This window comes from Staphylococcus sp. LCT-H4 (genome assembly GCF_001866145.1).
Taxonomy (GTDB): Bacteria; Bacillota; Bacilli; order Staphylococcales; family Staphylococcaceae; genus Staphylococcus; species Staphylococcus succinus.
The window spans coordinates 191,830-205,772 of the sequence record NZ_MODY01000003.1; the positions used below are offsets into that span (position 1 = coordinate 191,830).

Here is a 13,943-nt window from a genome sequence, read left to right on the forward strand (position 1 = left end):
AAAAGGAGTGTATTTTATAATGGCAAAAGATATGGAAACAATTGTCCAATTAGCGAAACATAGAGGTTTTGTATTCCCTGGTAGTGAAATTTATGGTGGTTTATCAAACACATGGGATTACGGCCCTCTAGGTGTAGAACTAAAAAATAATGTAAAAAAAGCATGGTGGCAAAAATTCATCACGCAATCTCCATACAACGTTGGTATAGATGCGGCTATTTTAATGAATCCAAAAACTTGGGAAGCTTCTGGTCATTTAGGTAACTTTAATGATCCAATGATCGATAACAAAGATAGTAAAATACGTTATCGTGCTGATAAAATCATCGAAGATCACATGTTACAGGTTAAAGGTGATGAAAACTTTGTAGCTGATGGTCTTAGCTTTGATGAAATGAAGCGCATCATTGATGAAGAAGGTATCGTTTGTCCTGTAAGTGGAACTGCAAATTGGACAGATATTCGTCAATTCAATTTGATGTTCAAAACATTCCAAGGTGTGACTGAAGATTCAACAAATGAAATTTTCCTACGCCCTGAAACTGCTCAAGGTATTTTTGTAAACTATAAAAATGTTCAACGTACGATGCGTAAAAAATTACCATTTGGTATTGGACAAATCGGTAAATCTTTCCGTAATGAAATTACACCTGGCAATTTTATCTTCAGAACACGTGAATTCGAACAAATGGAGTTAGAATTCTTCTGTAAACCTGGTGAAGAAATTGAATGGCAAAATTATTGGAAGAACTATGCTAGCCAATGGTTAAAAGACTTACATTTAAGCGAAGCGTATACACGTTTACGTGACCATGACGATGATGAGCTATCTCATTACTCTAACGCTACAACAGATATCGAATACCGCTTCCCATTTGGTTGGGGAGAATTATGGGGTATTGCAAGTCGTACAGACTTTGACTTGAAAAAACACAGTGAGCACTCTGGTGAAGATTTCCAATATCATGACCAAGAGACAGGCGAAAAATATATCCCTTATTGTATAGAGCCATCTTTAGGTGCTGACCGTGTAACATTAGCATTTTTATGTGATGCCTATGATGAAGAAGGTGTTGAAGGAAGCAAAGAAGCTAGAACAGTTTTACGTTTCCATCCAGCATTAGCACCATATAAAGCAGCAGTATTGCCATTAAGCAAGAAATTATCTGGCGAAGCGATTAAAGTATTTGAACAATTAAGCGCTAACTTCTCAATTGATTTTGATGAGTCTCAATCAATTGGTAAACGTTACCGTCGTCAAGATGAAGTTGGTACACCATATTGTATTACGTTTGACTTTGATTCATTAGAAGATCAACAGGTTACTGTACGTGATCGTGATTCAATGGAACAAGTACGTATGCCAATTTCAGAATTAGAAGCATTTTTAACTGAAAAAGTTAAATTCTAATTTAACTTGATATCATATTAAAAGCTGATAGAGTGACCATATGGTCATCTATCAGCTTTTTTTAATCATGAACTTAATGAATAAATGAAATTATAAAAGTGCAGCCCGTTTTATACGAACTGCACTTTTATGTTGAACAAAAAACTTCATATTTCATTACGCTATCTCATATTTTAAATCAATTAAGAAAGATGATCTAATCTAAGTAATTGGTTTATTAATTTCTGACTTTTAAAATACATTCCAGCATATTCACTGTATAACATAAGCATTAATTCAGACATCTCATCAACGATATGATCATGTATACGTAGCGTACTCATCTGATGAATTGGTAATTTTTGTAAGATATCTAAAAGATACAGGGTTTTATTAGATAAAATAAGGGCGTGAGGATCTTCATATCTTGCGCTTTCAGATATGGCGCCACCAAACTTAAAACTATAACCGATTAAATCAGATTGACTTGTATTACCTGTCACAATACATTTATCAAAAATAGCGTTAAATCCAAATTTTGTCATACATTTTAATAAGGCGAGCACTGACATAAGTTGAGCAGACACACCCTCTTTAATTTTCTCTAAAATGAAATGCAATAAGTCATAACTATATTGTGATACTTCCTCATGCTCAATAGACCGATCTATTACTTCTGTACATAAGCTGGCAAAGCTGCTTTCATATATATCTAGGCGGAGATGATAGTTTTGTTCTATTACATCAACAGAACTCAATGTCCCCATTCCTTTCCACTTAGAATAAATAAACAAGCCATACACAAATAATTGTGTATTAGCTTGTAAGCCGCTCTTGCTTTTTTTAGCTCTTCGGACCATTAATGGCACTTTCGCGCCAAATTCATTTAGAATCGTAACAATTTTATCGGATTCGCCATAATCAACCGTTTTTATAATAATACCTTTTTGTTTGATTAACACATTAGCTCACCGACTCTCGAATTAGTCTTGATCTTCTAAATAACCCATTTGACGAATGAAATTCACTTTATTACGCCAATCTTTTTGTACTTTTACCCATAGTTCTAAGTAAACTTTAGACCCTAATAATCTTTCAATATCTTGTCTAGCGCGTTTACCGACTTCTTTAAGTTTTTTACCGCCTTTACCAATTACAATACCTTTTTGAGAATCTCTTTCTACATAAATCGTAGCCTCAATTCTCACTCTATCTTCATCCTCTTTAATCATACGATCCACATTGACACCGATAGCATGAGGAATTTCTTCACTCGTTAAGTGTAATATTTTTTCGCGGATGAGTTCCCCAACGACAAACTGCTCAGGGTGATCTGAAATTTGATCATCAGGGTAATACTTAGGTCCTTCAGGTAAATATGATTTTAATACACCAATAAAGTGGTCTACGTTCAAACCTTCAAGTGCAGAAATCGGCACTATTTCTGTGAAGTCCATATACTTTTTATATTTTTCGATTCTTGGCATAAGTTCATCTGGATGAACTAAATCAATTTTATTTAATACTAAAAACACCGGCGTTTTAATTGATTTCAGCATATCCATGATAAATTCATCACCTCGACCAATATCTTCATTAACATTGACCATAAACATAATCGCGTCTATTTCAGATAGTGTATTTTTAGCAACATTCATCATATAATCGCCTAGTTTGTGTTTAGGTTTATGAATACCTGGTGTATCTAAAAATATGATTTGAGCATCGTCTTGTGTCATAACGCCCTGTATTTTATTTCTTGTCGTTTGCGCTTTATCAGACATGATTGCTATTTTATGACCGATTACACGGTTCACAAAAGTAGATTTCCCAACATTGGGTCTGCCTATTATTGATATAAATCCTGATTTATGTGCTGTCATTAATTTAAATCCTTTCCAGAGAATCCTAGTGGTAATAAATCCCCCACCGTCGATTCTATTAAATCTCCATTTTGATTTGTCATATATACGGGCATGTCATCATCACAGAGTTCTTTCATAAATTGACGACATGCACCACATGGTGAAGATGGTTTATCCGCATCAACAGTAATAGTGATTGACTCAAAATCACCTGGCTTATAGCCTTCTGATATTGCAGATACTAAACTAGATCTTTCTGCACAAATAGCCATTGGATATGCTGCATTTTCGACATTGGCACCGTGAAATGCCTTTCCATCTTTCGTCCGCAAATAAGCGCCCACTTTGAAATTACTATAAGGTGCGTAAGCATTGGCTTGTGCAGTTCTAACTTCTGTTAAATAATGTGGTTGATATCCCACAGTTAATCTCTCCCATTCAGTGTTAATATTTAATAGTTTAGTACTTTTGGAAAACAACTTTATGAAAAATTTCTATATATTTAAAATACATATGGCAGAAATATTAAAAGGCCTATAGCAAATGCAATAGCGGATGCAATCATTACGCTAAAAGCTGCAACATCTTTAGCTTTTTTTGCCAAAATATGATAATCATCTGTCACTAAATCAACCACGTATTCTAATGCTGTATTTATCGCTTCGAAGGCAAGGACAATCCCAATGGCTAAGATTATGAAAATCCAATCTACACGCGATATACCAAACCATACGCCACAGATAACTACAATGAGTGCACTTATTAAATGCAACAAAAATTTATTGTCTTTGTTTAATAGCACGTGCATACCTTGTAATGCATAATTAAATCGTTTCATATGTGCCTCTAATCTCTCGTTAATCCATATGCGTTTAGAATTCGGTCTTGGCGACCAAACATTTCTTTTTCATCTTGCTCATTCATATGATCGTAGCCTAATAAATGTAAGAATCCATGTAGCGCAAGGAAACCGAGTTCTCTTTCAAAAGAATGTCCATAAGATTCTGCTTGTTCATTCGCAACATCAGTACAAATAATAATATCGCCCAATACTCTTGGCATGTCAAGCCCCGTAATTTCAGGTTCATCTTCTTCTAAAGCAAAAGAAATAACATCCGTTACTTTGTCTTTATCACGATACATTTTATTTATTTCTTGAATTTCTACTTTATCCACAAAGGTAACTGAAAGTTCTGCTTCACCATCAATATTTTCCTGTGTTTTTGCGAATGTCAGAAGGCTATCTATTTGTTCAAACCATTCTTGTTTTACTAAATCTGTATGATCACTAAAATCTATAGTAAACATTTACTCCTCTCCCTCGTAACGATCAATAATTTTACTTACTAATGGATGACGTACAACATCACTTTGATCTAAATGATGAATACTTAGCCCTTTAACATCTTTAAGTTTCTTTATAGCTTCTTTGAGTCCACTTTTTACGCCTTTAGGTAAATCTATTTGCGTATGGTCACCCGTCACTACCATTTTTGAACCAAAACCTAGTCGAGTTAAAAACATTTTCATTTGAGCGTGTGTCGTATTTTGTGCTTCATCTAATATCACAAACGCATCATCTAACGTTCTGCCTCTCATATAAGCTAAAGGTGCGATCTCGATTATTCCTCTATCTATAAATCTGGCTGTCTGTTCTCTACCTAAAACAGTATTCAACCCATCATATAACGGACGTAAATAAGGATCTACCTTTTCTTTTAAATCCCCAGGTAAGAAACCTAAGGACTCTCCAGCTTCCACTGCAGGTCTTGTCAGCACAATACGCTTTACATTTCCTTTACGCAATTGTTTGGCAGCATAGACAACCGCTAAGAATGTTTTTCCTGTTCCTGCTGGTCCAACGCCAAATACCAAATCGTTATGATGCATTGCATTTACGTATAAACGTTGTCCCATTGTCTTAGCACGAATAGTCTTACCAAATGCATCTTTAGTAATTTCATCATCATATAAATCTAATAAGTATTGAATCGTCCCATTTTTCGCCATTTTAATAGCCGCTTCAACATCTTTTATAGAAATCGAAACACCTTGTTGAATTACTTTCAAAAGATTAATGAGTACTGATTCTGCTTTTTCTACATCCTCGATTACTTCACCTTTTACAGCAATTTCTTGACCTCGAGCATGTACAATGACATCAAACCCTTCCTCAATTGCTTTAAGGTGTTCGTCGTTATTACCAATGAGCGCTTGAGCTTCATTGATGTCATTTATTTGAATAATACCAGGCATATATGTGCTCCTTTACAAATATATTCGATTCATCTTATTTTATCTTATTAGATTTTAAGTTACAAAAATTATTATTCACTAGCGTAGCATTTTCTAGCAATACGATAATGTATTTACTCGAAAAAACTATTGTATTTACATACCTATTATATCACGAATTGTCTATTTATTATTTCAAAGAGTTTTTAAATCGAGATATATTCATTAAATTTAACAACTATTTTACATATATGTATACAAATTCAATTAAGCTTTACTTTTCATGCTAATATTTATATATTTTTCGGTGTAAACGAATGACATTATTATTTAAATTAAAAACACCACACAAAGTCTATAATTACTGACTTTGTATGGTGTTCTTTTAAAGACCTATTATATATTACAGTTTTTTGGGTCTATCTAATATTTCTGACCAAATAATACCATTCACAACCTCATCTTCATCAAATCTCAAACGTTCATTTGTACCTGAACTTTGTATAGCGTGCGCATTCATTAACTGTTTTAAACGATAACGCTTAGCTTTTTCAGACAAATTTTTATCTGCAATAATTGCACGCGCTTTTCTTTCAGTTCTTTGTAATTTTTTTTCGTTTTCACGATCTATTTCAGTACGTACATTTTGTAGTTTGCCTACCAGGTCAGCTTCAAGTTGTCTCTGTAATTCTGAATTTTGTTGTTGCTTCGACATTTTTTCTTTTTCAGCTTCAGTTTGGTTGTCTGTTCTAGTTGTTCTTTGAGATGTTCGTGGCTCTGACGTTTCCATTTTTTCTACACGTGTCTCAACTGGTTTAGTTGGTTGTGCTGGACGCTCTTCTTTCATTGTAGGTCCTTCATTCATTTGCTTTTCTATTTCTTTGAATGTTTTTCCTATTTCTTCAAGAAAACCACGTTTTTCAGGTCGTCCGCCACGATTATTAGGTTGTTTGTTTACTGGTGGTTTTTGGTTTTGTCTTTCTTTGTGGCTTTTGTCATTAATAGCACCAATAATTGTTACTATTACAGATATTACAAAGATAATAATACCTATATTCATTTAATCACCCCTAATTATTTATCCGGTGATTCATCATCTTCTTGATTTGTTCGTTCGTTAATTGAATTTCTCATACCTGTATCTGCTTCGATATTTTTTAAATTGTAGTAATCTTTAACACCAAGATTACCTGAACGTAGTGCTTCAGCCATCGCGAGTGGTACTTCTGCTTCTGCTTCTACAACTTTAGAACGCATTTCTTGAACTTTCGCTTTCATTTCTTGTTCTTGTGCAACAGCCATTGCTCTACGCTCTTCCGCTTTAGCTTGGGCGATATTTTTATCTGCAAGTGCTTGTTCAGTTTGTAAATCTGCACCAATATTTTTACTAATGTCTACATCAGCAATATCGATAGATAAAATTTCAAATGCTGTACCAGAATCTAGGCCTTTACTTAAAACAGTTTTAGAAATGTTATCAGGGTTTTCTAAAACTTGTGTATGGTGTTCACTAGAACCTATTGTAGATACAATACCTTCACCTACACGGGCAATAATTGTTTCTTCACCAGCACCACCGACTAAACGAGCGATGTTAGCACGTACAGTAATACGCGCCTTAGCTTTTACTTCGATACCATTCATAGCTACACCAGCAATAAATGGTGTTTCTATAACTTTTGGATTAACTGACATCTGCACAGCTTCTAATACATCACGACCAGCTAAATCAATAGCTGCGCCACGTTCAAACGGTAAATTGATATCAGCTCTTTGCGCTGCGATGTTCGCATCAACAACTCGATCAACATTACCTCCAGCTAAATAATGTGATTCCAATTGGTTTGTAGTTAAATTCAAACCAGCTTTGTGTGCTTTGATTAATGGCGAGATTACTCTACGTGGAGAAACTCTACGCAGTCTCATACCAACTAATGTTCCAATACCTACTTTTACTCCAGCAGCAATTGCTGAAATCCATAAGCCCACTGGAACGAATGAAAATAGTAATAAAAGTGCTATTACTACTATAGCGACAATAATAATTAATCCGATCATACTTTCTCTCCTTTATGATTCGTTTTCTCTTACAACAACTCTAGTACCTTCAACTTCTAATATGGTCACTTCTTTATTCCGTAAAATAAATGACCCATCAGAAACTGCGTCAATACGTTCATCATTGTATGTAATGATTCCTGCTGGTCTTAAATCTGTAGACGTTGTAGCAGTTTGCCCAACTAAATGAGAGCGATCTTCATGTGAAGTGTAGCCTGCCTCTGCATTTGTAGAATCTTTTAAAACAACTTTATCTAAAAATGGAATATTTCGCTTAAATATTCTCACAAGTACCACCCATTCTATGATTGATAATATTAATGCTACGACAACATTGGCAATCATAAAAACTAAATTGTCACCTAATGTAATAATACTGAAAACGATAAGGCCCATACCTATAATACCAATAATTGCACCTACGACAAAAAGTTCAATTATTATAAATATAACCCCAACTCCAAATAAAACTACCGAATAAAAATTAACATCTCCTTTTACAAAAAAGCCTAAGAAGAAAATTAATAAGGCTAATGTAGCAATAATCCCTACAAGATTGATTTTATTTGAATATAATTGATATAAAAAACCCATAAAAATAATACAAGTTAAAATTAAAGTGATAAACGGATTGACAATTAGGTTTGCTGCGTTATCTATCCAGCTATTATTTTCAATAAAGTTGGACGAAAAGATATTATGTATACTACTCAAAGAAATCACTCTATCACCTCGCTCTCTATTTAATTATACATGAAATCAGTGTTTGTTTATAGCGTTTGCATTATAAAATACCATTAAATTATAAATAGATTAACTTTGAAGTAATATAGTAATTATAAAATAGAATCTTTATTTGATAGATGATCAACACATTCGTTCAAATTTTAATAAACTATCTTTTCTAATTAGTAAATTTCCTGAAATTCACTAATAATATTTCAAAACAGTGACTCATTTTGTATTTTTAACTACGCTAAAATTTGCTCCATTATTAATGACTTTAAAAAAATTAAAGTAAAAAAATAATAGCCTTCGTTGTTAAACAACGAAGGCTATTATGATTTATAATTAATGTTGGTGTTGAGGGAGTCAACGAAACAATTAATTATTTGAATTTACGTTTACGCGCAGCTTCAGATTTCTTTTTACGTTTAACGCTAGGTTTTTCGTAAAATTCACGTTTACGTACTTCTTGAATTGTACCGCTTTTAGAAACTGTACGTTTGAAACGACGTAACGCATCTTCAAGTGATTCGTTATTTTTGACTACTGTTTTAGACATGTGTATTTCCCTCCCTCCAAATATCAACGAAACTTTAGTATCATTACATGGTAATGAACCATGTATAATTTAGTATAATATATCTGATTAATGTGGTCAATTAGTAAATTTATTTTTTTAAATTTAAATCTAAACTGTGTAGGCACTAGTATTTGTAATATCATACACTAACGCGAAAAATCACACTTTTCCACGTAATTATTTAATATTTTTAGTTAAAATAACAATATCCCTATTACAAATCACCCTAATAATTCTTTTTGAAAACTTATAGCGCTAAGGACATATAATGGTGCTGTCTCAGCCCTTAAAATTCTAGGACCAAGCCCAATTTGAGAACCTGCTTCATCAAACAAGCTTACTTCCTCTTCAGAAAGTCCACCTTCTGGACCAAATATAACTAATATACGAGCTCCAGGTTTAAATTTTTGAAGAAGTGCTTTAAAATTACTAATCTCTCCATTTTTCGCTGCATCTTCATAAGCAATAAGGACATAATCATATGTTTCTATATGATTATAGATTATTTTCAAACTAGGTTGATAGGTTATGTTAGGAATGGTTAACCTATAACTTTGTTCAGCAGCTTCTTTAATAATTTTTTGCCAACGCTCTAATTTTTTTGCAACTTTGTCGTTATTTAGCTTCACTATAGAACGTTCCATACCGACAGCGATAAATTCACTCGCTCCTAGTTCCGTTGCCTTTTGTAGCATCCATTCATATTTATCAGCTTTAATTAATCCACTACATATAGTAATACTTTGTGGTAATTCTGTATCTATTTTTAGATGTTCAACTAACGCTACTTCAATACTATCTATGTTTATATTGGTAATCTTGCATCTGTATACAGATTGATTGGCAAACGTGAGTATAATTTCATTACCTATTTGATGCCTCATAACATTAGTTATATGGTGGATATCACCTGTGTCTGTAATAAAAAAACGCTGATGTACATCAGCGTTTTGGTCAATAAAGTATCTTTGCATAATTATTCGCTCACTTTCTGGCCAACGATAGAAACCCAACTATTATCGTGACTTATCGAAATAATTTTAAAACCACTACGCTTCATATGATCCAATATAGCCTCATGTTTTTCTTCAATAATACCAGATGTTATAAAATAACCATCTTGATTTAATGTATTATAAGCATCTTCAATCATTTCATCAATTATATGAGCTAAAATATTCGCAATAACAATATCGAATTTTTCTGTTTCGCCTTTAAGCAAGTTTCCCGGTACAGCTTCAATTGCATTTTCACAATGATTTTTAGCAAAATTTTCTTTAGCAACTTTGACTGCCATTTCATCTACATCTAATGCCTTGATACGTTCAACACCAAGTAAATGAGAAGCTATACTTAAAATACCTGAACCTGTACCAACATCAATAACCGAATCACTAGGTTTTACATACGTCTCAATCGCTTTTAAGCACATACTCGTTGTTGGATGGTCACCAGTACCAAATGCCATTCCAGGATCTAATTCAATACACAATTCACTATCATCTTCACGCTGATATGTTTCCCAACTCGGAACAATGGTAAATAATTTTGACGCACGGAAAGGATGAAAATAGTTTTTCCATTCATTTTCCCAATCCGTTTCACGAATTGTTTGTTCGTCAAATTTAAACAGATTATGATCTAATGACTCAATGTCAGAAATCCGACTATATAAGTCATTTTTAAATTGCATTGTATACTTCATTTCATTGAAATATGCCTTCAACCTTACCCCTTTTTCAGGATAGTCAGTTTTACTGAGCTCATATATTTCACCAAATTTATCTTCAAAATCATGGTTTAAATCATTAGAATCTTCTATAACTACACCATTCGATCCAGAATCCTCTAATATATTAGAAATAATTGGTGACACCTCATGGTTAGCAGTTATTGATACTTCGGTCCAGTTCATATACTAGTCTCCTTTAAAGAATCTTTTAGCTTTATCTCTGAAATTATTAGGTTGTTCTGTAATTTCTTCCCCATCAATCTCTGAGAATTCTCTTAATAATTCTTTTTGTCGATCATTCATCTTAGTCGGAGTTACAACATTTATATTAATAAACAAATCTCCATAGCCATAACCATGAACATTCTTAATCCCTTTTTCTTTAAGACGGAATTGTTTTCCAGTTTGAGTACCTGATGGAATTGTCAACATCACACTACCTTTAAGTGTAGGTACTTTAACCTCGTCACCTAATGATGCTTGTGCAATACTAATATTAAGCGAGTGATAGATATCATCTCCATCTCTTTCAAATGTTTCTGAAGGTTTAACTCTGAACACAACATACAAATCACCTTGTGGACCGCCGTTTTCACCTGGAGCACCTTCACCTGCTAAACGGATTTGCTGTTCATTATCTACACCTTCTGGGATTGTAACACTGATTTTGACGCTTTTATTTTCAGTACCTTTACCTTTACATGTTGGACATGGTTCTTCAAATTCTTGACCTGAACCACTACATACTGGGCAAACTTTTTCTGTTCTAACTCTACCAAGTATTGTGTTTTGTTCTACTGAAACATGACCTGAGCCACTACAATATTCACATGTTTTTTTCTTAGTGCCAGGTTTAGCACCTTCACCATGACAAGTATGACAAGAAACATCTTTGCGAATTGAAATTTCTTTTTCACTACCAAAAACAGCCTCATCAAATGTTACGGTCATCGTATATTGTAAGTCGTCACCTTTTCTAGGTGCATTTGGATCACGTTGACGTCCGCCTCCAAAGAACGAACTGAATATATCCTCGAAACCGCCGCCTCCAAAGCCACTGAAATCTTGACCGCCAAAGCCTTGGCCTCCAAAGCCACCTTGCGGGCCGTTATGTCCAAATTGGTCATAATTTGCACGCTTATTATCGTCGCTTAAATTTTCATATGCTTCAGAGATTTCTTTGAATTTCTCGTCGGCACCTTCTTCTTTATTAATATCTGGATGATATTGTTTTGATAATTTACGGTAAGCCTTTTTAATTTCATCTTTAGAAGCATCTTTACTAACACCTAAGATTTCATAATAATCTCTTTTGGCCACTGTTATCTCTCCTTTTACTCTGTTTTGTTAAATCACTGATAAAAAAAGAAAAAGTCAAAGCCAATGTTCAATTGACTTTGACTTAATTTGGCTAAGCAATTGTGTCATATTTTTCTATCATTAACAATTAATTAGTCTATGACTCAACTTATTTTTGATTATCTTTGCTGTCGTCATCTTTCACTTCTTTGAAATCTGCATCTTCAACGTTGCTATCTTGTGCTTCGTTTCCTTCTTCACCTTGAGCTTGTTGTTGAGCTTGCGCAGCTTGCTCGTAAACTTTTGTTGATAAGTCTTGAACAACTTTTTCTAATTCTTCTTTTTTAGCTTTGATATCTTCAATATCTTCGCCTTCAAGCGCTGATTTTAATGCATCTTTTTTATCTTCAGCATCTTTTTTATCTTCTTCACTGATGTTTTCGCCTAAGTCAGTAATTGTTTTTTCAACTTGGAATACTAAGCTATCAGCTTCGTTTCTTAAGTCACTTTCTTCACGACGTTGTTTGTCAGCTTCAGCATTTTCTTCAGCATCTTTAACCATACGATCGATTTCATCATCTGATAGTGAAGAACTTGATTGAATTGTGATATTTTGTTCTTTATTTGTGCCTAAGTCTTTTGCTGTAACGTTTACGATACCATTTTTATCAATATCAAATGTTACTTCGATTTGAGGCACGCCACGTGGAGCTGCTGGAATATCAGTTAATTGGAATCTTCCAAGTGTTTTATTGTCTGATGCCATTGGACGTTCACCTTGTAATACATGAATATCAACTGCCGGTTGGTTATCTGCTGCTGTTGAGTAAACTTGTGATTTAGATGTTGGAATAGTCGTATTTCTTTCGATAAGTGTATTCATACGTCCACCCATAATTTCAATACCTAATGATAATGGTGTTACGTCTAATAATACTACGTCTTTAACATCACCAGTGATTACGCCACCTTGAATTGATGCACCCATAGCTACTACTTCGTCTGGATTCACACCTTTATGAGGTTCTTTATTTACTTCTTTTTTAACTGCTTCTTGAACAGCTGGAATTCTAGTAGAACCACCAACTAAGATTACTTCATCAATGTCAGAACTTGATAAACCAGCATCTTTCATTGCTTGACGAGTAGGTTCCATAGTTCTTCTGATTAATGAGTCAGATAACTCTTCAAATTTAGAACGTGTTAAGTTGATTTCTAAATGTAAAGGACCATTTTCTCCTGCTGAGATGAACGGTAATGAAATTTGTGTTTGAGATACACCAGATAAGTCTTTTTTAGCTTTTTCAGCTGCGTCTTTTAGACGTTGTAATGCCATTTTATCTTGTGCTAAATCTACGCCATTTTCTTTTTTAAATTCAGATACTAAATAGTCAATAATTACTTGGTCAAAGTCATCGCCGCCAAGTTTATTGTCGCCAGCAGTTGATAGTACTTCAAATACACCATCGCCTAATTCTAAAATAGAAACGTCGAATGTACCGCCACCTAAGTCAAATACTAATACTTTTTGGTCAGTTTCAGTTTTATCTAAACCATATGCTAAAGCAGCTGCTGTTGGTTCATTGATAATACGTTCTACTTCTAAGCCAGCAATTCTACCAGCATCTTTAGTAGCTTGACGTTCACTATCATTAAAGTATGCAGGAACAGTAATTACTGCTTTTTCTACTTTTTCACCTAGATAGTCTTCAGCTGTACTTTTAAGATTTTGTAAAACCATCGCTGAAATTTCTTGTGGTGTATATGATTTACCTTCAACGTCAACTTTATATTGTGTACCCATATGACGTTTGATTGATTGAATTGTGTTAGGGTTTGTAATTGCTTGTCGTTTAGCAACTTCACCTACTTGAGTTTCACCATTTTTAAATGCTACTACTGATGGTGTAGTTCTAGCACCCTCTGGATTTTGGATTACTTTTGGCTCATCGCCTTCTAAGATTGCTACACATGAATTTGTTGTACCTAAGTCAATGCCTATTACTTTACTCATAATTAATTTCCTCCTGTATGTTTGTTTAAAATTATTGGTATTTT

15 protein-coding genes are annotated in these 13,943 nt (G+C 33.9%); 1 reads left to right on the forward strand and 14 read right to left on the reverse strand.

The genetic code is table 11. The annotated features are described in order from the left end of the window. Positions 1 to 19: 19 nt before the first annotated feature. Entirely contained in the window at positions 20 to 1,411 is a 1,392-nt protein-coding gene (locus BK821_RS09855) for a glycine--tRNA ligase (protein WP_071331613.1), read from the forward strand. A 182-nt stretch (positions 1,412 to 1,593) separates the two neighbouring features. On the opposite strand, the gene recO is transcribed toward BK821_RS09855, so the two are convergent. The 14 genes from recO to dnaK form a co-directional block, all read right to left on the reverse strand. Then, the gene (recO, locus tag BK821_RS09860; protein ID WP_046836565.1) at positions 1,594 to 2,352 is read right to left on the reverse strand and encodes a DNA repair protein RecO; all 759 of its coding nucleotides are present in this window, start codon (positions 2,350 to 2,352) and stop codon (positions 1,594 to 1,596) included. Positions 2,353 to 2,373: 21 nt separating this feature from the next. Next, positions 2,374 to 3,273: a GTPase Era gene (gene era, locus BK821_RS09865; protein WP_046836566.1), complete on the reverse strand. Its 900-nt coding sequence runs from the start codon at positions 3,271 to 3,273 to the stop codon at positions 2,374 to 2,376. Next, complete coding sequence (gene cdd / locus BK821_RS09870) at positions 3,273 to 3,677, reverse strand: cytidine deaminase (protein ID WP_046836567.1); 405 nt, start codon at positions 3,675 to 3,677, stop codon at positions 3,273 to 3,275. Before cdd ends, era begins: the two co-directional genes overlap by 1 nt. 80 nt (positions 3,678 to 3,757) lie before the next feature. Then, on the reverse strand, positions 3,758 to 4,093 hold the full coding sequence (locus tag BK821_RS09875; RefSeq protein ID WP_071331614.1) for a diacylglycerol kinase family protein: 336 nt from the start codon (positions 4,091 to 4,093) through the stop codon (positions 3,758 to 3,760). A gap of 8 nt (positions 4,094 to 4,101) precedes the next feature. Next, on the reverse strand, positions 4,102 to 4,563 hold the full coding sequence (gene ybeY / locus BK821_RS09880; protein WP_046836569.1) for an rRNA maturation RNase YbeY: 462 nt from the start codon (positions 4,561 to 4,563) through the stop codon (positions 4,102 to 4,104). Continuing rightward, positions 4,564 to 5,511 (reverse strand): PhoH family protein, encoded by a 948-nt coding sequence (locus BK821_RS09885; protein WP_046836570.1) that lies wholly within the window; start codon positions 5,509 to 5,511, stop codon positions 4,564 to 4,566. Between the two features lie 382 nt (positions 5,512 to 5,893). After that, entirely contained in the window at positions 5,894 to 6,550 is a 657-nt protein-coding gene (locus BK821_RS09890; protein WP_046836571.1) for a hypothetical protein, read from the reverse strand. A 14-nt stretch (positions 6,551 to 6,564) separates the two neighbouring features. Further along, positions 6,565 to 7,548, reverse strand: coding sequence for a flotillin-like protein FloA (floA, locus tag BK821_RS09895; RefSeq protein WP_046836572.1), 984 nt, complete (start codon positions 7,546 to 7,548; stop codon positions 6,565 to 6,567). Between the two features lie 12 nt (positions 7,549 to 7,560). Next, complete coding sequence (locus BK821_RS09900) at positions 7,561 to 8,253, reverse strand: NfeD family protein (RefSeq protein WP_371261103.1); 693 nt, start codon at positions 8,251 to 8,253, stop codon at positions 7,561 to 7,563. A gap of 403 nt (positions 8,254 to 8,656) precedes the next feature. After that, complete coding sequence (rpsU, locus tag BK821_RS09905) at positions 8,657 to 8,833, reverse strand: 30S ribosomal protein S21 (RefSeq protein WP_046836574.1); 177 nt, start codon at positions 8,831 to 8,833, stop codon at positions 8,657 to 8,659. Positions 8,834 to 9,075: 242 nt separating this feature from the next. Next, on the reverse strand, positions 9,076 to 9,828 hold the full coding sequence (locus BK821_RS09910) for a 16S rRNA (uracil(1498)-N(3))-methyltransferase (protein ID WP_046836575.1): 753 nt from the start codon (positions 9,826 to 9,828) through the stop codon (positions 9,076 to 9,078). A 2-nt stretch (positions 9,829 to 9,830) separates the two neighbouring features. Next, positions 9,831 to 10,769 (reverse strand): 50S ribosomal protein L11 methyltransferase, encoded by a 939-nt coding sequence (prmA, locus tag BK821_RS09915; RefSeq protein WP_071331615.1) that lies wholly within the window; start codon positions 10,767 to 10,769, stop codon positions 9,831 to 9,833. Positions 10,770 to 10,772: 3 nt separating this feature from the next. Further along, positions 10,773 to 11,906, reverse strand: a complete 1,134-nt coding sequence (gene dnaJ, locus BK821_RS09920) for a molecular chaperone DnaJ (RefSeq protein ID WP_046836577.1) — start codon at positions 11,904 to 11,906, stop codon at positions 10,773 to 10,775. A 148-nt stretch (positions 11,907 to 12,054) separates the two neighbouring features. Beyond that, entirely contained in the window at positions 12,055 to 13,899 is a 1,845-nt protein-coding gene (gene dnaK / locus BK821_RS09925; RefSeq protein WP_046836578.1) for a molecular chaperone DnaK, read from the reverse strand. Between the last annotated feature and the right edge of the window lie 44 nt (positions 13,900 to 13,943).